Origin of the sequence: Serratia quinivorans, assembly GCF_052113645.1 — a bacterium.
Lineage (GTDB): Bacteria > Pseudomonadota > Gammaproteobacteria > Enterobacterales > Enterobacteriaceae > Serratia > Serratia quinivorans_B.
On the sequence record NZ_JBIEIU010000001.1, the window covers coordinates 514,568 to 535,112 of the forward strand.

The 20,545-nt window shown below is 60.3% G+C and carries 15 protein-coding genes; 1 reads left to right on the forward strand and 14 read right to left on the reverse strand.

Annotation, left to right across the window (positions count from 1 at the left end; all coding sequences use genetic code 11):
* Positions 1–4: 4 nt before the first annotated feature.
* The 12 genes from ACGS9J_RS02350 to ACGS9J_RS02405 form a co-directional block, all read right to left on the reverse strand.
* A complete protein-coding gene (locus tag ACGS9J_RS02350; protein WP_442229961.1) occupies positions 5–2,656 on the reverse strand; it encodes a nitrate reductase in 2,652 nt (883 codons plus the stop codon).
* Positions 2,653–6,798, reverse strand: a complete 4,146-nt coding sequence (nirB, locus tag ACGS9J_RS02355) for a nitrite reductase large subunit NirB (protein ID WP_442229474.1) — start codon at positions 6,796–6,798, stop codon at positions 2,653–2,655. Before nirB ends, ACGS9J_RS02350 begins: the two co-directional genes overlap by 4 nt.
* Before the next feature lie 10 nt (positions 6,799–6,808).
* Entirely contained in the window at positions 6,809–7,597 is a 789-nt protein-coding gene (locus ACGS9J_RS02360; protein ID WP_442229475.1) for an ABC transporter ATP-binding protein, read from the reverse strand.
* Between the two features lie 10 nt (positions 7,598–7,607).
* Positions 7,608–8,504 carry a nitrate ABC transporter permease gene (gene ntrB / locus ACGS9J_RS02365; RefSeq protein ID WP_442229476.1) on the reverse strand — a complete coding sequence of 299 codons (897 nt, stop codon included), beginning with the start codon at positions 8,502–8,504 and terminating at the stop codon, positions 7,608–7,610.
* Between the two features lie 8 nt (positions 8,505–8,512).
* Positions 8,513–9,772 carry a CmpA/NrtA family ABC transporter substrate-binding protein gene (locus tag ACGS9J_RS02370; RefSeq protein WP_442229477.1) on the reverse strand — a complete coding sequence of 420 codons (1,260 nt, stop codon included), beginning with the start codon at positions 9,770–9,772 and terminating at the stop codon, positions 8,513–8,515.
* A gap of 305 nt (positions 9,773–10,077) precedes the next feature.
* Entirely contained in the window at positions 10,078–11,358 is a 1,281-nt protein-coding gene (locus ACGS9J_RS02375) for a nitrate- and nitrite sensing domain-containing protein (RefSeq protein ID WP_442229478.1), read from the reverse strand.
* A gap of 58 nt (positions 11,359–11,416) precedes the next feature.
* Entirely contained in the window at positions 11,417–12,991 is a 1,575-nt protein-coding gene (locus ACGS9J_RS02380; RefSeq protein ID WP_442229479.1) for an ABC transporter substrate-binding protein, read from the reverse strand.
* Between the two features lie 134 nt (positions 12,992–13,125).
* A complete protein-coding gene (locus ACGS9J_RS02385) occupies positions 13,126–13,797 on the reverse strand; it encodes an ABC transporter ATP-binding protein (protein ID WP_442229480.1) in 672 nt (223 codons plus the stop codon).
* Positions 13,794–14,630: an ABC transporter ATP-binding protein gene (locus tag ACGS9J_RS02390; protein WP_442229481.1), complete on the reverse strand. Its 837-nt coding sequence runs from the start codon at positions 14,628–14,630 to the stop codon at positions 13,794–13,796. Before ACGS9J_RS02390 ends, ACGS9J_RS02385 begins: the two co-directional genes overlap by 4 nt.
* Positions 14,620–15,489, reverse strand: a complete 870-nt coding sequence (locus tag ACGS9J_RS02395; RefSeq protein ID WP_442229482.1) for an ABC transporter permease — start codon at positions 15,487–15,489, stop codon at positions 14,620–14,622. The genes ACGS9J_RS02390 and ACGS9J_RS02395 overlap by 11 nt, the downstream gene beginning before the upstream one ends.
* Complete coding sequence (locus ACGS9J_RS02400) at positions 15,486–16,538, reverse strand: ABC transporter permease (RefSeq protein WP_442229483.1); 1,053 nt, start codon at positions 16,536–16,538, stop codon at positions 15,486–15,488. Before ACGS9J_RS02400 ends, ACGS9J_RS02395 begins: the two co-directional genes overlap by 4 nt.
* Entirely contained in the window at positions 16,538–18,106 is a 1,569-nt protein-coding gene (locus tag ACGS9J_RS02405; protein ID WP_442229484.1) for an ABC transporter substrate-binding protein, read from the reverse strand. The genes ACGS9J_RS02400 and ACGS9J_RS02405 overlap by 1 nt, the downstream gene beginning before the upstream one ends.
* Positions 18,107–18,332: 226 nt before the next feature.
* Here ACGS9J_RS02405 and ACGS9J_RS02410 point away from each other — a divergent pair, with 226 nt between their 5' ends.
* Positions 18,333–18,527, forward strand: coding sequence for a hypothetical protein (locus ACGS9J_RS02410; RefSeq protein WP_442229485.1), 195 nt, complete (start codon positions 18,333–18,335; stop codon positions 18,525–18,527).
* 52 nt (positions 18,528–18,579) lie between these two features.
* On the opposite strand, the gene cbl is transcribed toward ACGS9J_RS02410, so the two are convergent.
* Both cbl and ACGS9J_RS02420 read right to left on the reverse strand, forming a co-directional pair.
* Positions 18,580–19,533, reverse strand: coding sequence for an HTH-type transcriptional regulator Cbl (cbl, locus tag ACGS9J_RS02415; RefSeq protein WP_442229486.1), 954 nt, complete (start codon positions 19,531–19,533; stop codon positions 18,580–18,582).
* A 296-nt stretch (positions 19,534–19,829) separates the two neighbouring features.
* Entirely contained in the window at positions 19,830–20,525 is a 696-nt protein-coding gene (locus ACGS9J_RS02420; RefSeq protein WP_442229487.1) for a gamma-glutamylcyclotransferase, read from the reverse strand.
* Positions 20,526–20,545 lie beyond the last annotated feature (20 nt).

The window sequence follows — 20,545 nt, forward strand, 5'->3', positions numbered from 1 at the left end:
TCCGCTAGGCCACCCGTTGAGACGCATGCTGTTGAATCAATTTTTTCAGCTCCGGCAGGCAAGAACCGCAATTAGTGCCGCATTGCAGGCTGGCGCCCAGGGCTTCCGTGCTGTGACACCCTGCCTGGATCGCGGCAATGATGCGGTTCTCTCCCACGCCAAAACAGCTGCAAACCGTGGCGCCCGCCGCCGGTTGCCCGGATGCGCCACGCCCTGCCAGCAAGGCCAGCCGTTGCGGCCCACCGATGGGAGGGTGTTCAAATGCGCTGAGGATCGCCGCGCGATCGAGCAACGGGACCTGTGTGCGCACATAAAACGCCAGTTGTACTTCGCCCTGTCGCCAACCAATCAGGTGCAGCCCGCGCTGGGCCAGCTGTGCCGTTTGCACCGTCAGCCCCTCCAGCATGAAATGCTGTTGCAGCCAGGCGGGCCAGTCTTCAACCGGTTGCTGCCCGGCCATGATGTAGTGCGTCAGGTCGTCCTGCGCCACCCGGCTCCAGTAAATCCCCTTGGGGGCGGCTATCTCGGCGCGCAGAAAAATCTCTGCCTGCCAGCTCACCGGCCAAGGGCTGACGCGTACCGGGGCATGCTTGCTTTCCGGCTGACCGGAATCGGCATCTACCACCGGCGGGATCAGGCCATCGACTCGCCCCTGTGCGGTAAATTGGCCGTTCCAGTGCATTGGCACGAACACGCTGCCACGCCGCTGCCCGGGGTTGCACTGCGCACGCGCCAGCATCCAGCCGTAAGGGGAACTGAGCCGCACCAGGCTGCGGTCGGCGATCCCCTGTTCGGCGGCATCCTCAGGGTGTATTTCGCAGAAGGGTTCGCTCAAATGACGCATCAGCCGCGCCGCTTTACCGGTGCGCGTCATGGTGTGCCACTGATCGCGGATACGGCCGGTGTTCAGCACCAACGGATAGCGTGGCGATACGGCGTTCTGCGGCAGACGGGGGGTTACCGGCAGCAATCGCGCCCTGCCGTCCGCATGGAAAAATCGCCCGTCGCTGAACAGACGACGGCAGCCGTCAGGGTGTTGCCCATTGACCGGCCACTGCACCGGCTTCATCTGCCGCCATTGCTGCCGATCCAGCCCGGCCAGCAGGCCAATGTCGAACGCGCGCGCACCGTGGTTTTCAAAACCGGACAGCGCCGCGTGTTCGCTGAATATCTCCGAAGGATGCCGGTAGCCAAACGCCGCACCATACCCCATACGCTGCGCCACCTGGCTGAGGATCCACCAGTCCGCCCGGGCTGCTCCCGGTGGCGGCAGAAACGCGCGCTGGCGTGAAATGCAACGTTCGGAGTTGGTGACGCTGCCCTCTTTTTCCCCCCAGGCCAGCGCCGGCAGGCGGATATGCGCCAGTTCGGCGGTATCGGTGGCCGCCATCACTTCGGACACCACCACCAGCGGGCACTGTTTCAGCGCCTGTCGCACCGCATCGGCATCCGGCAGGGAGACGGCCGGGTTGGTGCCCATAATCCATACCGCCTTCACCTGCCCGGCGGCAACCGCCTGGAACAGCTCTACCGCATTCAGCCCCGGCTGTCGGGCGATGCGCGGTGCCTGCCAAAAACGCTGCACCCGGTCGATATCCTCGGCGTTGAAGCCCATATGTGCCGCCAACTGATTGGCCAGCCCACCCACTTCGCGCCCGCCCATGGCATTGGGTTGGCCGGTGATCGAAAACGGGCCGCTGCCCACCCGGCCAATGCGTCCGCCTGCCAGATGCAGATTAATAATCGCATTGCATTTATCCGCCCCGCTGGCGGACTGGTTGATGCCCATCGAATAGAGCGTCACCCAGTCACGGGACGCGGTCAGCAGTTGGAAAAACGCCAGCACCCTTTCCAGGGGCAGTTCGCAAAACGCCGCCACCCGCTGCGGCGACCATTCAGCCGCCGCCGCCAGCGTGGCCTCGGTGCCGCCGGCATGCTGTTGCAAAAAGGCGCTATCCAGCCCTTGGTGTTCGGCCAGCCAGTGCAGCGCGCCGGTGAACAGCGCGGCATCGCTGCCGGGCCGCAGCGGCAAATGTAAATCGGCAATATCACAGGTCGCAGTCTCACGCGGGTCAATCACCACCACCCGCATCTGTGGCCGCTGGCGGCGGGCCTTCACCAGCCGCTGATAGACCACCGGATGCGCCCAGGCGGTATTGGAGCCGGTCAGTATCACCAGATCCGCCTGTTCGATATCTTCATAACAGCAGGGCACCGCATCGCCGCCGAACGCCCGCTTGTAGCCGACCACCGCCGAGGCCATGCACAGCCGGGAGTTGGTATCGATATTGGCCGCACCAATGAATCCTTTCATCAGTTTGTTCGCCACGTAATAGTCTTCGGTCAGCAGTTGCCCAGAGGCATAAAACGCCACCGCCTGCGGGCCATGTTGCTCGATAACGCGGCTAAAACGCTGCGCCACCTGATCGAGCGCCTGATCCCAACTGACGGCCCGGCCATCCAACTGCGGTTGCAGCAGGCGGCCGGCCAGATCGAGCGTTTCGCCCAGTGCGCTGCCTTTTACGCACAGGCGGCCCTGATTGGCCGGATGCGTAACATCGCCGCTGACCGCCAGAGCGCCGTCGTTCTGCCTGTCGATGGTCACCCCACAGCCGACGCCGCAGTAGGGGCAAGTGGTGCCATGCGCGGCGCTCATGGCGTCAGATCCGCCGTTTCCGGCAGCCTGTTCTGCACCGCCAACGGCGTACTGCACACCCACACGCGATCGCCCTCCACCCGCACCGGCCAGGCGGTAACCCCACGATCGGCATTATCCACGCAGATGCCGTCACTCAAACGAAAGCGCTGCTTGTACAGGGGAGAAATGACCACGGGTTCGCCCGCCACATCACCGAGCAAGCCACGCGCCAGCACGTTGGCATCGCTGTCCGGCTCCTGGTTGGCTAACGCATAGACTCCACGGCCCGGCAGATGAAACAGCGCAATCTGCCGCTGCCCCAGACGGGCGGCAATGCCGGCATGGGTCGGAATATCCGCCAGTGCGCAAACATCCTGCCATTGTTCCCCGGCACTGGCAGCGGGCTGCACCACGATCGCCTGAGCACGTTCCGCCCCCTCGGCCGGGCGACGCTGACCGCGCTCTTCCTGCCAGACAATCGCCTCATCCGGCTGTTCGCTGTTGACGAACGGACGGAACAATTTCAGGCGATCCGGACTGGCGAGCGTGGTTTGCCATTCGCACTGGTAGCGGCTAACGATGCTCTCCATTTCAGCGTCCAGTTCGCCGCCAATGCCCAGGCTGTCTTGCAACACCACCTCGCGCAGGTAATCCAGCCCGCCCTCCAGGTTGTCCATCCAGGTGCTGGTGCGCTGCAGGCGATCGGCGGTGCGGATGTAGAACATCAGGAAGCGATCGACCGTACGGATCAGCGTGTCCGTGTCGAGATCGCTGGCGAACAGATCCGCATGGCGCGGTTTCATGCCGCCATTGCCGCACAGATAGAGGTTCCAGCCTTTGTCGGTGGCAATCACCCCCACGTCTTTGCTCTGTGCCTCTGCGCACTCTCGCGTGCAGCCGGAAACCGCCATCTTGATTTTGTGCGGCGAGCGCAGCCCCTTGTAACGGTGCTCCAGGGCGATCGCCAGCGCGGTAGAGTCCTGCACGCCATAACGGCACCAACTGGAGCCGACGCAAGATTTCACCGTGCGCAACGACTTGCCGTAGGCATGCCCGGTTTCAAAACCGGCATCGACCAATTGCTGCCAAATCTCCGGCAATTGCTCCAGCCGAGCGCCAAACATATCGACCCGCTGCCCACCGGTAATTTTGGTGTAGAGCTGATAGCGCTGGGCAATTTGGCCGATGGCGATCAGCCCTGCCGGGGTTATTTCACCGGCCGGAACCCGCGGCACCACCGAATAGGTGCCGTCTTTTTGGATATTGGCAAAGAAGCGGTCGTTGGTGTCTTGCAGCGGCAGGTGCTCCGGCTTCAGCAAATATTCGTTCCAGCACGACGCCAGAATTGACCCCGCCAGCGGCTTGCACACCTCGCAGCCGTGCCCGTGACCGTGCCGGGCCAGCAGTTGCTCAAAGGTGCGGATGTTGCCGACGCGTACCAGGTGATACAGCTCCTGACGCGAATAGGCGAAATGTTCGCATACGTCCTTTTTCACCACCACGCCGCGCTGTTGCAGTTCATGCTCCATCACCTGCTTGACCAGCGCCGCACAGCCGCCGCAGCCGGTGCCCGCTTTGGTGCAGGTTTTTACCGCCGCCAAATCGCCGCAGCCTTGTTCCACCGCTTCGCTGATGTCGCCTTTACTGACGTTGTGGCAAGAGCAAATCTGTGCCGTGGCCGGTAACGCCGACACGCCCAGCGCTTTCGGTGCCGCCCCGGCCGTTGCCGGCAAAATCAAACTTTCCGGCGTGGCGGGCAGCGGCAGATCGTTGAGCATCATTTGCTGCAGCGTGCTGTATTCCGCGCTGTCGCCCACCAGCACCGCGCCCAGCAACCGCTGGCCTTCGGCGTCGATCACCAGTTTTTTGTACACTTGCGCCGGGCCGTCGACCCAGCTGTAGCTTTGGCTGCCGGGAGTATGGCCGTGGGCATCGCCAATCGACGCCACTTCCACGCCCAGCAGTTTCAGCTTGGTGCTCATGTCGGCACCGCAGAAGACGTTTTCCTGCCCGGCCAGGCGATCCGCCAGCGTGCGCGCCATCTGGTAGCCGGGTGCCACCAGACCGAAAATTTGCCCGTTCCACAAGGCGCATTCACCGATAGCGTAGATGGCCTCGTCGCTGGTACGGCATTGGCTGTCGATTACAATGCCGCCGCGGGCTCCCACTTCCAGTTCAGCCTCACGCGCCAACTGGTCACGTGGACGAATGCCGGCGGAAAACAGAATTAAATCAGCCTCTAAGCGTTCACCATCGGCAAAATTCATGCAGTGACAGTGTAACGAACCATCGGTAATCGCCTGAGTTTGCTTGCCGGTATGCACGCTGACGCCCAGGGCCTCAATTTTTTTGCGCAGCATGGCCGCGCCGCCCTCATCCAACTGCACCCCCATCAGGCGCGGGGCAAACTCGACCACGTGGGTATTCAGCCCCAGTTGCCGCAGCGCATTGGCCGCCTCCAGCCCCAACAGGCCGCCGCCAACCACCACGCCGACGCGGGCGCTGCTGGCGCAATCGGCGATGGCCGCCAAATCGTCGAGCGTACGGTAAACCAGGCAACCCGGCCGATCGTTGCCGGGGATCGGCGGAACGAAGGGGTAAGATCCGGTCGCCAGCACCAACCGGTCATAGGCGGTTTCTCTACCCTCGGCATCGATTACGCATTTACGTTGGCGATCGATAGCGCAAACCGCCTGCCCCAGCCGCAGCTCGATGCCGCTACGCTCGAAGAAACCTTCCTCTACCATCGACAACGACTCTGCGCTGCGGCCGGAGAAAAACTCCGACAGATGCACCCGGTCATAGGCCGCCACCGGCTCTTCGCCGAAGACCACGATGTGATACTGCTGATGCAGGTCGCGAGTGACCAGTTGTTCCAGGAAGTGATGACCGACCATGCCGTGACCGGCAACCAACAAAACGGGCTTGTGCATATCAGATATCCTCTCGTCAGACGCCGAGGGCGTCCCGGGTTCGCAACTGCCAAACAGCAGGTCATCCGGTTGTTGCACCGGCAGGCCCAACTGCTGCAGATAAAAAGGGCTGTCCTGAGCGTCGCCATACAGCACCACGCCCTGTAATCTGCCGTCGCGTATCAGCAGGCGGCGGTAGTGCTGCGCCTGCGGATCTTCGGCGTGATGAAGTTCGCTTTGCGCGTCCGCGTCCATTTCACCGGCGCTGAACACCTCGACACCGCTGACCTTCAAACGGGTATGCAACGGCGTCGGGCGGTAACCGGCCACCGTCTCTCCGCTCAGGCGCTGCGCCAGTAGCCCGGCCTGCTGCCAGCCAGGGGCCACCAGGCCAAAAGTGGTGTCGCCAAACTGGGCGCACTCGCCGATGGCGAAAATCTTCGGGTCATCCGTTTGCAGCCGTTCGTCGATGATGATGCCGCGATCGCAGGCCAGTCCGGCGGCCTGCGCCAGGCTGATTTCCGGTCGCACGCCGATGGCGATCACCACCAGTTCGCAGGCCAGTGTTTCGCCATTGTTCAAGCTGGCACCGCTAACCTCAGCGCGGCCCAGGAACTGGCTGACCTCGCAGGCCAAGCGGCATTCGATACCGCGCTGCAACAAATTGCGTTGCAGCATCTCACCGGCCCGGGCGTCCAATTGCCGCTCCATCAGGTGGTCGCCACGGTGCACCACGGTGACCGCCATGCCGCGTTGCGCCAGCGCGGCCGCCGCCTCGATCCCCAGGACGCCGCCCCCCACCACCAGCGCCGGTCTGCCCGGGCGGCAGCGGGCGAGCATCGCCTCGACGTCGTCCAGGGTGCGAAAACCATAAATGCCGCTCAAGGTTGCGCCCGGCAACGGCGGCAGAAACGACCGTGAACCGGTAGCGAACACCAGCAGGTCATAAGGCAGCCGATGATCGGCCGTCATCACCTGCTGTTTGCGCCGATCGACCGCCAGCGCCGGTTCCCCGGCCAACAGCCGCACGCCGTGCTGCCGGTACCATTCAGGGGCATGCAGCAGGGTATCGCCGAATGCCTTTTCCCCCGCCAACACCGGCGACAGCAGAATGCGGTTGTAATTGCCCCGCGGCTCTTCGCCGATCACCGTGATGGCATAACGCTCCGGCGCCAGTCGGCACAGGGTTTCCACCAGCCGCATCCCGGCCATGCCGTTGCCAATCACCAGCAGTTTGGGTTTGTCCATCGTTCGGCTCTCATGCCGCTTTCGCGTGCTTCTCGTAAAGGAACTTCAGCACCTGCCGACGGTAATGGTGATATTGCGGCTCGTCCGCCAGCGCGACCCGAGAACGCGGACGTGGCAGTTCCACCGACAGAATTTCACCGACGGTGGCCGCCGGGCCGTTGGTCATCATCAGCACCCGGTCGGACAGCAACACCGCTTCATCGACGTCATGGGTAATCAGCACTATGGTGGTGTGCAGCCGCTGCTGGATTTCCATCACCGCATCCTGCAGATGCGCGCGGGTCAGCGCGTCCAGCGCGCCGAACGGCTCATCCATCAGCAACACCTTGGGTTTCATCGCCAACGCCCGGGCAATGCCGACGCGTTGCTTCATGCCGCCGGAGATTTCATGCGGCCGCTTGTGCAGCGCGTGGCTCATGTGCACCAGTTCCAGGTTGTGTTCGATCCACTCGCGCATTTCGCTTCGCGTCATCGCTTGACGAAACACCTGATGCACCGCCAGGGCCACGTTCTCAAAAGTGGTCAGCCACGGCAGCAACGAATGGTTTTGGAACACCACGCCGCGATCCGGCCCTGGCCCGGTGATTTGCCGGTTGTCGCACAGCAATACGCCCTCGCTGGGCTGGGTGAGCCCGGCAATCAAATTCAACAGCGTTGATTTTCCGCAGCCGGAATGGCCGATCAGGCTGACGGTTTCCCCGGCCTGGATATCGAAGCTCACCCGCTCCAGGGCGATAAACTCCCCCTGCGGGGTGGCAAAACGCTGGCTGACGTTCTGGATCTGAATAATCGGTTTCATGGCGCGCTCCTTAACGGTTCTGATAGCTAAAACGTTTGGCCAACAACATCAGCCCCTGCTCGAGCAGCAGCCCCACCACGCCAATCACGATGATGGCGATGATGATGTTTTCGACGTTGAGGTTGTTCCACTCATTCCAGATCCAAAAGCCGATGCCGACGCCGCCGGTCAGCATTTCCGCCGCGACAATCACCAGCCAGGCGATGCCGATCGACAAGCGCACCCCGGTCAGGACGTAAGGCAGCACCGCCGGGAACAGGATTTTGCGCATCACCGTCCACTCCGACAGCTTGAGCACCCGCGCCACGTTGAGGTAATCCTGCGGAATACGCGTGACGCCCTCTGCGGTGTTGAGGATCATCGGCCAGATGGAACAGATGAAAATGGTCCAGGTCGAAGCCGGTTCCGCGCGCTGGAACAGCAGCAGGCCAATCGGCAACCAGGCCAGCGGGCTGACCGGACGCAGTAACGAAATGATCGGGTTGAGCATGTTCGCCAGAAAAGCAAAACGCCCCAGCAGGAAGCCGGCGGGAATGCCGACCAGCGCCGCCAACCCAAAACCGGTCGCCACCCGCTGCAGCGAGGCCAGCACGTTCCAGCCAATGCCCTGATCGTTCGGGCCGGCGGAATAAAACGGATCGGCAAACAGCACCTGCGCCGCCTGCCAGGTGGCCCATGGCGTTGGGAACCCTTTGCTGTTAAGCGCCGCGATCTGCCAGACGACCAGGGTCAGCACCAGCCCCAACACCGCAGGAACCCCACGGCGAACCCCTTGTTGCAGAGGTAAACGCCAACGCGGCACGCGCGGCGGTGGCGGGCAGACCGCGCGCTTGAGCGGCACGATCTCCGCACTGATTTCCACCTTCGATGACGCAGGGATATCGATCCGTTCAGCGAGATTTTTCATCGGTTACCTCAACGCTTTAAAGAGAAACTGTTGGCGTACTCCGCCGGATTGCTGCCGTCCCAACGCTTGCCGTCAAACAGGGTGCTGGTGCGCATATCGCCGGTGGGCAGACTGACCCCGCCCACCGCGGCGGCGGCCTGTTTGTAGATGTCGATGCGGTTGATTTTCTGCGCGACGGCCAGATAGTCCGGTTCGGCGTTCAGCAGGCCCCAACGGCGATGCTGGGTCAGGAACCACATGCCGTCGGACAGGTAGGGGTAACTCACCTCGCCATCATGGAAAAAACGCATCGCGTGCGCGTCCTGCCAGGACTTGCCCAGGCCGTTCTGGTACTGACCGAGCATGCGACCGGTAATGATCTCCGGTTTGGTGTTGATGTAGGCGCGCCCCGCCACGATGTTGGCGGTTTCCTGACGATTGGCGTCCGAACTGTCAATCCAGCGCGCCGCATCCAACACTGCGGCGGTCAGAGCGCGGGCGCTGTTCGGATTGGCCGCCACCCAATTGCCGGTGGTGCCCAGCACTTTTTCCGGATGGTCTGGCCAAATCTCCTGAGTGGTGACGGCGGTAAACCCCACGTTTTCGGCAATCGCGCGTTGGTTCCAGGGTTCACCCACGCAGAAACCGCTCATGTTGCCGATCTTCATGTTCATCACCATCTGCGGCGGGGGCACCACCACGTTGCGTACGTCGTCGAACGGGTGAATGCCGGCGTTCGCCAGCCAGTAATACAGCCACATGGCGTGGGTGCCGGTCGGGAAGGTTTGAGCGAAGGTGTAAGTGCCCTTGGCCCCGGCATCGACGGTTTTTTTCAAGGACGCCGCATCGGTAACGCCGGCCTGTTTCAACTGGTTGGAAAGCGTGATCGCCTGGCCGTTGTTATTGAGCGTCATCAGCACCGCCATCTCATGCTGAGGCCCGGCGACGCCCAATTGCAGGCCGTAAACCATGCCATACAGCACGTGCGCCGCATCCAGCTCGCCGGACAGCAGCTTGTCGCGCACCGCCGCCCAACTGGCTTCCTTGCTGGGGATGATTTTGATGCCGTACTTCTGATCAAACTGTTTCACCGCCGCCATCACCACCGAAGCGCAGTCGGTAAGCGGAATGAACCCCACGCGGATCTCTTTTTTCTCCGGTGCGTCAGAGCCTGCCGCCCAGGCGGCGTTCATCAGGCCGGGCAGCATCATGCTGCCGCCCAGCGCCGCGCTGCCGACCAAAAAACGGCGGCGCGTCAAGCTAAGCCCAGAGGGTTTGGTGTGCGTCATCAGCAAGTCCTTCAATCAGGCGATAAAATAAAAAAGGCGTCCCATCAGCACATTCCACCGTTGGGGTGAACATGCTGAAAGGACGCCTTTATCCAAAATCTTGTTGGCAACCCGACCGCCATTGGTCAGGGTTGCGTTTTAGTAATGCAACCTGCGTGCCAGCTCTGTAATTTTATATGCCCCAATTTATAGTTATACGGGCCGTAGGGGCGCTGCATGCTGCGCCCGCGTGATTGGGGCCGAATATATTCCCCCTGTTGCACAGTCGCAAGGCAATAACTGCACTGACGGTGTGCATATACTCCTTAGGGAGTATCCGCTGGCGGCGGCAAAATATCCGCGACTGCCAGCATGGCGTCGGCGATATCAATCAACCGCCGGTTTTGGTTCATTGCCAGGTTGAGCAGCATCCGGTGGGCCTGCGCTTCCGTCAGGCCGCGATGCTGCATCAGCAGCCCTTTGGCACGCTCAATCTGTTTGCGTTCATGCAGCGTTGCCCGCGCCGACGCCAGCTCTTCCGATAGCACCTGCAGCCGTTGCGACTGCTGCTGAATCAACTCCAGCATCGAGCGCCCCAGGCGCGGGTTGATGCCGTCCCCCACCAGCGGCGACGCCTCTCCCAAGGGCGCGGCCACGAAAACCGCGTAGCTTTCTGTCGCCTGCTGCGGTACGCCACTGGAGCAATCCGTCGCTAACGCACGCTGGGCCTGTGCCAGACTTTGACGGCAACTGTTCATCAGCGCTTCTTCCAACCGGTCTTCGATGTGTTTCATCAGATCGATACGCGCACTGGTGATTTCGAACCAACGCAGGCTGCTGTCAGCGCGATCGCTCAACTGTGATTGGGTGCAGGCGATACGGCGCAGGCGCTCGAATTCGCGATCATCCTGCTGCTGCATGCGCTGCCACTGGTCCAGCGAGGATTGATCGGCAAATTCACTGAAGGTCTGAAAACAGCGCTCCTGCCCCTCAATCAGCATCAGAAGCTGCTGGTGTGCCGTATCGTCAAAACGCAGAGCGGCGAAACCGGCCGAGCCTATTGCCCGCTCCTGCCCGGCCAACTCCTTCCCCTGCATAAAGCTGAACATGGCGAGCAACGCACGTGCGGTGGTCGGATCCGCACAGGCGTCCGCCGCTTCGAACACCAGGGCCAACAGACTGCGAATGATGTCATTGAACGTGCTCATGGCCACAGGTTGTGGCATCTGCCGCTGCTGCACCTGGCGGCGCAGTTTGGGCAACGCGGTGAGGTTATGCAGCGCGCAGGCTATGCGGCTGAACAGGCGGCTGGCACCGGCCAACGGAACGCTACTGTCATCCCACTGCGCCAACTGCCGTTGCACCGCCAGCTCGGCCTGTTCTACCTCCTGAGCGCGTCCGGCCAACCGCTCGCTGAACAGCGCCCCTTGCGAACACAGGTAAATATTGACGCTGCCGCGCTCCCGCTGGAGCACGTGGATCAGTTGGCTGACCCGGCCAACCAACTGCCCCATCTGCAACAGTTGCTGCAGCACGGCGATTTCACAGCGTTTTGAAGCCAGCAAAAAATCGCCGGCGCTGGGCGGGAAAGCGTGATTGCGGCCCATGACAGGATCCCCGAGTCGATAAATAACCCCAGTCCTGCAAAAGCCGTGCCGTGGTGGGTTACTTACTCACGCGATCCAGATACAGCATGGTGTTGGCGATATCCACATGCGCGTCTTTAACGTTGTCGCGCAGCGCCACCAGCGTTTGCCCCTGCAACGCCACGACGTAGGGTGAGCTGGCCTGCAATTCACGCTGCAACGTGACGTAGCGCGCGGCACGGGTGGTGCCGTCGCCTTCCGCCGCTGCCGCACGGGTTTGCGCACTTAACGCCGGGATGTTCCATTGGGTTCGCCAGGCCAGGGTTTTCGGCCCGTCGGGCACGTTGTAGGCGAAGGCGCTGGCATTGGTATTAGGATCCAGATAGTCGGCGCCCCAATAGGTGAAAATGGCCTGGAAATCACGGCTGCGCATTTTGCCCCACAGATCGCTCTCCACCACCGGATGAATATCCAACTGCAAACCGGCCCTGGCGAAGCTGGCCTGCAGCGCCTGGGCAATATCGGTATACGGCGGCTGGTTGATGACGATCAGATCAATGCGCGTTCCTTCGGCGATGCCTGCGTCATGCAAAATCTGTTTGGCCTTGGCCACGTCGAGTTTGAAAGGTTGATTGTCGAGGGCGCCATCCAGCCCCTGCGGCAAGAACGCCTGATGGACGCGATACTGCCCTTTCAACAGGTTGTCGGCAATGGCCTGATAGTCCACCAGCCAACGCGCCGCCTGCCACAGGGCCGGGTTGCTCAAGGCCGGAGCCTCTTTGCTGCCGGTATTGAACCCCAGGTAATAGACCTTGGACGAATCGCGCTGCTCGATCCTGACGCCCTTTTCGTTTCGCAGCGAATTGAACTGATCGGCGCCCAAATCGTAGGCCACGTCGGCGTCCCCTTTCAGCAGCAATAAACGGCGGGTCCCGGCGTCGCTGACGTTCTTCAGCAGCACCGTTTTCAGCTTGGCCTGCGGTTGAGCGTAATCATTGCGACTGAACAACAGTGCCTCATGCGGCACATAGTTGCTGACGCGATACGGGCCGGCCCCGGCGGAGTTCGAACGCAGCCAGGCATTGCCAAAATCCCCCTGCCGGCTGTGTTCGCTCAGCAGCTTTTCATCGACAATCGACGCCACCGGCGCGGTCAGCAGCCGCAGCGCCAACCCACTGCCGATGTTGGCCGTCCAGCTCAATTGCACCTGGTTATCACCCAGTTTCTTCAACTGGCTCTCGACGTTTTCCGGCGTCCAGCCGAACTCACCGAGAATAAACGACGGTGCCTTATTCAGTTTCACCGCCCGCACCAGGGAGAAGATCACGTCCTCCGGCCGCACCGGATTACCGGAAGCGAAACGCTGGTTGGCTTTAAGGGAAAAGACCAGGCTGTGACCGTCCGCCCCCGCTTGCCAGCTGCCGGCCAGTTCCGGTGCCAGTTTTTCCGGCGTGGTGCGATCCGGCGTCAGCAAACGCTGGTACAGATTGACCAGGTTGGCCGAACTGACGGTTTCGAAGCTTTCGGCCGGATCCAGGCTGATGATACCTTCCAGCGAGCTGACCACCACCAGCGTGTCTTTCGGGGTGGCGGCCTGCGCGCCCAAGCTCGCCGCCAGGGCGCTGAACAATAACGTTGGGATTAGCCGTTTCATTGATGCACTCTCCAGAATCACGCGGATGCGTTATTTTTCGAGTGTAGGGGCAGCGACTTAGCAGAAGAACGACTATAAATTGCTTTATTAATTACGTAGATGAATATACCCGCCGGGTGAGCGGCGGGCAGTTTTCAGTTTACCAAGCGGCCATGCGCCATCGCCACCGAGCGATCGCACATGTGGTCAATCACGTCGGCGTCGTGGCTGACCAGGATCATCGTCAGATCGCCCGCCTGTTTCAGTTCGTTGAGCAGGTTGAGGATTTCCGCCTGCACCGACATGTCCAGCGCCGACGTCGGTTCGTCCAGCAATAACAGCTTTGGCTTCAGCAGCAGTGCACGCACTATTGCCACCCGTTGACGCTGGCCGCCGGAAAGCTGGTGCGGATAGCGATCCAACAGTTTGGGATCCAGCCCGACCTGACGAAAACTGGCGCAGATTTTCTGCTCGATGTTGCTCTCTTTCAGTAACTTCAGCGGTTCTGCCAGGGTGCGTAACAGCCGGTGCTTGGGATGCAGCGAGGCATAGGGATCCTGAAACACCATCTGCACTTCACGCCGTAAAGCGCCGGTAAAAGGACGACCCGGCTGCAAATCGCGGCCCAGCAGTTGAAAACCGCCGCTCCAGCTTTCGTTCAGCCCGGCCAGCACCCACAGCAGCGACGACTTGCCGCAGCCGGAAGGACCGACCAAACCGAAACACTCGCCCGGCTCGATATGCAGATTGACCTCATGCACCACGGTGCGCAGCTCATAGCCCTGTCGATGGCTGACGCTGAGATTGTCCAGGGTTATCAGGCTCATTTCAGTGACTCCAGCAGCGCGCGATCCAGTACCGGCAGCGTTTTGCCGTGGGTTTCACGGCTGGGCCGACATGACCACAGCGTGCGCGTATAAGGATGGGTCGCGGAGGCCAAGCGATCGGCTGGCAGTTGATCCAGCAATTCACCCTTGTACATCACCAGCACCCGCTCGCAGTAGTGTGCGACCTGCTGCAAATCGTGGCTGATCAAAATCAGGCCCATATTGCGTTGCTCCACCAGATTTTCGATCAACTGCAAAACCTGATCGCGCATCTGGTGATCCAGCGCCGACGTGGGTTCATCGGCAATCAACAGTTGCGGATCGTTGATCAGCGCGATGGCCAGCATCACCCGCTGCCCCATGCCGCCGGACAGCTGATGCGGATAACGCTGACTCAGCGCCTGCGGATCGGGCAGCCCCACCGCAGCCAACGTGTCCAGCACCTTCTCCCGCCGTTCGGCACGCCCCAGACGGGTGTGCAGCAGCAGCGGCTCTTCCACCTGGCGACCTATCGGCTGGGTCGGGTTCAACGCATGCTTGGGATCCTGCATGACCATCGCCACTTTGTTTCCGCGCAGGCGGTTCCACTGGCGCTCATTCAGCCGTGCCAGATCGTCGTCGCCCAGCGTCAAACGTTGCGCCTGCACCTGTAACGGCGGCGGCAACAACCCCATTAGGGCGCGGGCGGTCAGAGACTTGCCGGAGCCGGACTCGCCCACCAGCGCCAGCCGCTCCTGCCCCATGCTGAACGAAATGCCTTTCACCAGCGGTGGCGAGGCCGGGAGCAGTACCGACAACCGTTCGACGGTCAATAGTTGATGATCAATGCCCATGACGAGGATCCATTTTATCGCGCAGGCCATCGCCCAACAGGTTAAAGGCCAGGCTGGCGAACAAAATCGCCCCGCCCGGTGCCGCGGCGACCCACCACTGGTCAAAAATCACTTTGCTGCCCTCGGCCACCATCGACCCCCATTCGGCGGTCGGCGGGGCCACGCCCATACCGAGAAAGCCCAAACCGGCGGCGGACAGGATAATCCCGCCCAAACTCAGCGCCGCGCGCACCACCGCACTGGGCAGACACAACGGCAAAATATGCCCGGCCATCAGCCGCAAGCCACCGATACCCTGCATGCGTGCCGCCGCCAGATAGTCGCTGCGACGCAACGCCAGCGTTTCCGCACGAGCTTGTCGGGCGAAAGCCGGCCAACTGGTCAAGGCCAGCGCCAGTGCGCCGTTCATCAGGCCCGGGCCCAATACCGCGACAAACGCCAGGGCAATCACCAGGCTGGGCAGCGACAGAAAAATATCGGTCACGCGCATCAGAATTCGCTCAACCCAGCCGCCGAGGTAACCGGCACTGATGCCGACCAGCAGACCAATCGGAATGGTCAGCAGCAGGATCAACGACACCAGAATCAGCGTCGGACGCGCTCCGTAAATCACTCGCGACAGCAGGTCACGGCCAAAGCCGTCGGTTCCCAACCAATGGCCGGAAGATGGTGGCAACAGGCGCATCTCGATGTGTTGCAAGTTGGGATCAAAGGGTGCCAGCCACGGGGCAAACAGCGCAGTCAGGATCAAGATCGCCACCAGCGTCGCCCCGAAGGTCAGCGTGGTCAGTCTGCCGCGCGGCCAGTAGCCGACCGCAGGTTCGCTCTGGGGTTCATGTTCAGAAAGATATTGGCTCATCGGGTTCGCGGGTCCACTAAATAGGTCAGCGCATCGGCCAGCGCGTTCAGTACCACAAAGCAGGTGCCAATCAGCAATGTGGCGCCAAGAATGGCTGGCGTATCGGCGGCAAACAGCGCGGTGGTCAGATAACGCCCCACGCCTGGCCAGGCGAACACCGTTTCGGTCAGCACCGCCCCTTCCAGCAGGCTGGCGTAGGACAGGGAGAGAACGGTGATCAGCGTGCCGAGCACGTTAGGAAACACGTGGCGCACCAAAATTCGCGTACGGCCGGCGCCTTTGGATCGCGCCAGGGTGACATACTCTTTATTGCACTCTTCCAGCATCGCCGCACGCAGCAAGCGGGTAATGCCCGCCATCGACAGCAGCGCCAGCGCCACCACCGGCAGCCACAGGTGGCTGATGGCGTTGTAGAACATGTCACGATCGCCGGACAGCCAGGTGTCGATCAGCACAAAACCGCTGCGCGGCTCCATGCTGTAAAGATAGATATCATCCAATCGCCCCGGCCCTGCCGACCAGTGCAGCGTGGCGTAAAACAGCAGCAACCCCAGCAGGCTGAGCCAGAAAATCGGCACCGAATAGCCGATCAACGACAGCAGGCGTGCGGCGTTATCCAGCCAACTGCCCGGTTTGAGCACCGCCAGAAAGGCCAGCGTGATGCCACCAATAGCGCCGAGGATAATGGCGCAGGTCGCCAGTTCTACGGTAGCCGGGAAGGTGCGCAGCAGATCGCTCAGTACCGGCTGCGCGGTAATGCGCGATATGCCCATATCGCCGTGCGCCAGGTGCACCAGGTAACGCCAGAACTGCACCGGCAACGGCTGATCCAACCCCAGATCGTGGCGCACCTGCGCGTAGGTGGCTTCGCTGGCGTGATCGCCGGCAATTTGCAACGTAGGATCGATCGGCGCCAGATGCGAGAGCATAAAGGTGAACAGCAGCAGGCCGAGCAGCGTCAAGGCCAACGACAGCAAGCCGGTAAACAGCCTGCGGCCCCAGCGCCAACTGCGCCGGGCGAACCCGGCGGAAGAGGTACGGCTTATCATTACTTGCTGACCTTGCTGTAGAACACCATGTCAGGATTGATACCCTGCTCGTAACCTTTCAGGTTGTCGCGCACCGCAATCAGGCTGCGCGCCTGCAGGCCGATGACAAACGGCGAGCTTTGCTGCACGGCTTGTTGCAGCTGTTGATAATCCGCGACCCGTTTGGCGGTGTCGTTTTCCGCCGTGGCCGCCAGCGTCAGCTTGCTCAGCGCCGGGATCTGCCAGTTGGCACGCCAGGCCAGCGTTTTGCTGCCGTCTTCCGGGTTGTAGGCGAAGGCGGCGGCGTTGGTGTTCGGGTCAAAATAGTCCGGCCCCCAGGAGGTGAAGACCGCATCATAGTTGAGAGCTTTGACCTTGGTGGAGACCTGCGCACTGAGGCCCGGCACCAATTCCACCTTCACCCCGCCCTGCGCAAAGCTGGCCTGCAATGCCTGCGCGATATCCAGGTACGGCGGCTGGTTGTTGACCTCCAGCTTAAAGCTGACGTTGGTCAGACCGGCCTTGGCCAGGATTTCTTTGGCCTTCTGCGGATTAAAGCTGTAAGGCTTATCCTTCAACGCCCCCAGGTAGCCTTCCGGCAGGAATGCCTGATGGGTCTGGAACTGGCCTTTCAGCAGATCGTCGGCAATGCCTTTATAGTCGAACAACCAACGCGCCGCTTCCCAGAAGGCCGGGTTACCCAGCGCTGGTGACGCCTTGGCATTGAACTGCAGGAAATAGAGTGAGGCGTAAGGAATGGCCAGCGGCTTGACGCCCGGCTTGCCTTTCAGCGCCGCCATCTGGTCCGCGCCCAGGTTACGCGCAATGTCGGCGTCACCCTGTTCGATCAGCAACCGACGCGCAGCCGGATCCGGCACGTTTTTGATCAGGATAGTCTTCAGCGTAGGGGCGCCTTCCGGCGAACCTGGGTTGGCGTCGAGCACCACCACTTCGTGCGGTACGTAGGTGCGAATTTTATACGGGCCGCTGCCGGCGGAATGGCTGTTCAGCCACTGGTGCCCCAGGTCATCTCCCTGCTGATGCGACAGCGCTTCTTTGGCGTCGACTATCGAAGATACCGGCGCCGAAAGCAGGCTAAGCACAAAGGCCGGACTGACGTTTTCGCTCCAGCTTATTTTGACCCGCTGGTCATCGACCTTGGTCAGGTGCTGGTCGACGTTCCTGGCATCCCAACCCAATTGGGTGAGGATAAACGACGGTTCCAGATTCAGCTTCACCACCCGCGACAGCGAGAAAATCACGTCTTCCGGACGCAGCGGGTTGCCGCTGGCAAATTTGGCGTCCGGCCGCAGGGTGAAAATCAGGCTGCGGTTGTCGCTGCCCGCCTGCCATTCGCTGGCCAAGGTGGGTTTGAGTTCGATCGGATTTTTGGGATTTGACTGGATCAGCCGCTGATAGAGGCTGTTAAACGACTGCACCGTGGTTAATTCAAAACCCTGGGCCGGATCAAAGCTGACAACGTCATCGATTGACTGGGCAATCACCAACGTATTTGCCGGGGTTGCTGCCTGTGCGCTGAAACTGGCCGCCACGGCCAAAAACACCAAAGAGGGAACGAACGCTTTCATCAAAACTCTCCAAGCGGATGGAATTTATAGTAATTTCGCGAGTGTATGTGAGAGCCATCAGCAGACGAAGGTACTTAAATAACTATAGATATTCTTTTTCTGTCTATAGCTGAGATTTTGATTATTAAGCAGGCGGGTTTTGCTGTCAGTTGCGCAATAAAACCGCAGGGTTGAATGCTTGTACATGATAGAGTGTGTACAAATAACGTTCAAAAAGGAGAGCAACATGAAGGACCTGGACGATCCAACGCTAACCATTCAGGAAGAAAAAGAAATTGTGATCGAAATTTTGAAACAACATCTCCGCTGGCAAATAGAGAACCCTCCCTCCTCTGAAGAAGTTCCCATATTGGAACTCATTGGCCCAGTGCAAAAAAGCAAACGCCGCATGGTCAGGAAATTGCTGAGAAAACAGCTTTAGCTCTACCTATCGCCGGGCGCTATGCCCGGCCTGATTTCCATCGTCCCTCTGATTAAATCTGGTAATCGATCACCGTATCCAGCTGCGAAGAGAACACTTTGTCTTTGATTTCCGTCAGCGACAGCGTCGGGTTACAGAGCTGGATAAACTGCCAGGCATAGTTACGTTGTAACTGGCTGCGTTTCAACCCCAGCCAAACGGTATTGGGCTCGAACAGATGTTCCGCATTGAGGCTGACCAGCCCGTGGTCGCGCTCTTTCTCATACGACATGTCTGCCAGTACGCCGACCCCCAACCCCAGTTCGACATAGGTTTTTATCACGTCGGAATCCTGTGCGCTCAGGGCGATATCCGGCGTCAGTCCGGCCGCCTTGAAGGCGCTATCCAGCCGCGAACGACCGGTAATGCCCTGCCGGTAGGTAATCAGCGGTAATGTACTGAGCATTTCCAACGTCACCTGCGGCTGCCGGGTCAGTTCATGCCCTTCCGGCACCAAGATGGTGTGATGCCAACGGTAATAAGGAAACGCCGCCAGAGACTCATCGCTCATCAGCCGCTCACTGGCAATGCCGATATCGGCTTCGCCGGACGCCAGCATGCCGACAATTTCCTCGGGGCTGCCCTGGTTCAGCACCACTCTGACCCGCGGGTACAGCGCACGAAACTCTTTGATCACCCCCGGCAGGCTGTAGCGCGCCTGCGTATGGGTGGTGGCGATATGCAACTGGCCGGTGTCGTTGCTGCTGAAAACATCAGCCAGTCGACGAATATTATTGGCATCATTCAGGATACGCTCCGCCACCACCAGCAGCTCTTTACCCGGCTCGGTCATGCCCAATAAACGCTTGCCGCGACGGATAAATATCTCAATGCCCAGTTCTTCTTCCAGTTCCCGAATATGGCGGCTGACCCCAGATTGCGAGGTAAATAAAGTATTGGCCACCTCGGTCAGGTTGTAGTTGCAACGCGCCGATTCCCGAATAATTTTTAATTGTTGAAAGTTCATCCACTCCCCCTGTCGAGCCATATTGTTAACAACAGTGATACGGAGTCTGACCTGAGGGGACAAATAAGAAATAACCTTTAGTTATGCATTTTCATGCTAAGTGAATTTTTCGCCACTTTGAATTAGCTATTTTTTGATCTGTAATTATCGAATATCTTTAAAATTAACAAGATAGGTATCCACTTTTAAAATGTGGATTAAATACTCATGCAAAATAAAGTTATTAAATATAGGTATTAGATATATAAACGAAAAAGGCTCAGCACGCTGAGCCTCTTAAAAATGCATTGCCGTCGTCAGGCCGTCGCCTCTCCGCCAATCGGGCCGGAGGTATTCTGCTGCAACCACTGCTGGACGTAACTGACCAAATCACCAATGCAGTCGTCCTGCATACCGTGGTTTTTCAGCTCGTTATCCAATGAGAACAGGTACTGGGCATTGGTGCCCAACGGCCCGCTGGCGCTGGCAATCAACGGAGCGATAACCTGGTGACTGGTGTCTTCTTCAAATAACGGGTGCTGCGGGTTCATGACAAACACCAGCGCGGTTACCACTGTGCCATCTGCCAGCCGGAGATCGCACCAGGTCGGCAAATAGCAGCCGGTCACCATTTCACGTTTCCACAGCAGTTCCAGCTCTTCGCGCAGCTTGGCTTCCGGCAGGCGGAACGCCAGGCCGGTGGTATGGCCACCCTCTTTCAGCGCCAGCATCCGCCCCGGCTGATGCAAGGTGCCGCGCCCGGCGGTAAGCCGCAAACAGAAGGCGCGGTGCCAGCCCTGCAGGGTGGCCGGCCGCACCTCTTCGGATTCAAACACCGGGTTCCACATCAGCGAACCGTAACCGAAGACCCACACCGGGCTGTTATCCGGTCGGCGGGATAAAGTACAATCCAGTGAGGCCGCCCGCTGCTCTGATGTCAGTAACAGCGACTCCTCAATGGTGCCGAATGCAGTTTTGCAATCCGCATTTTGCAGAAAATCTCGCGTTAACACCTTAACAACCTCCCGGGAAT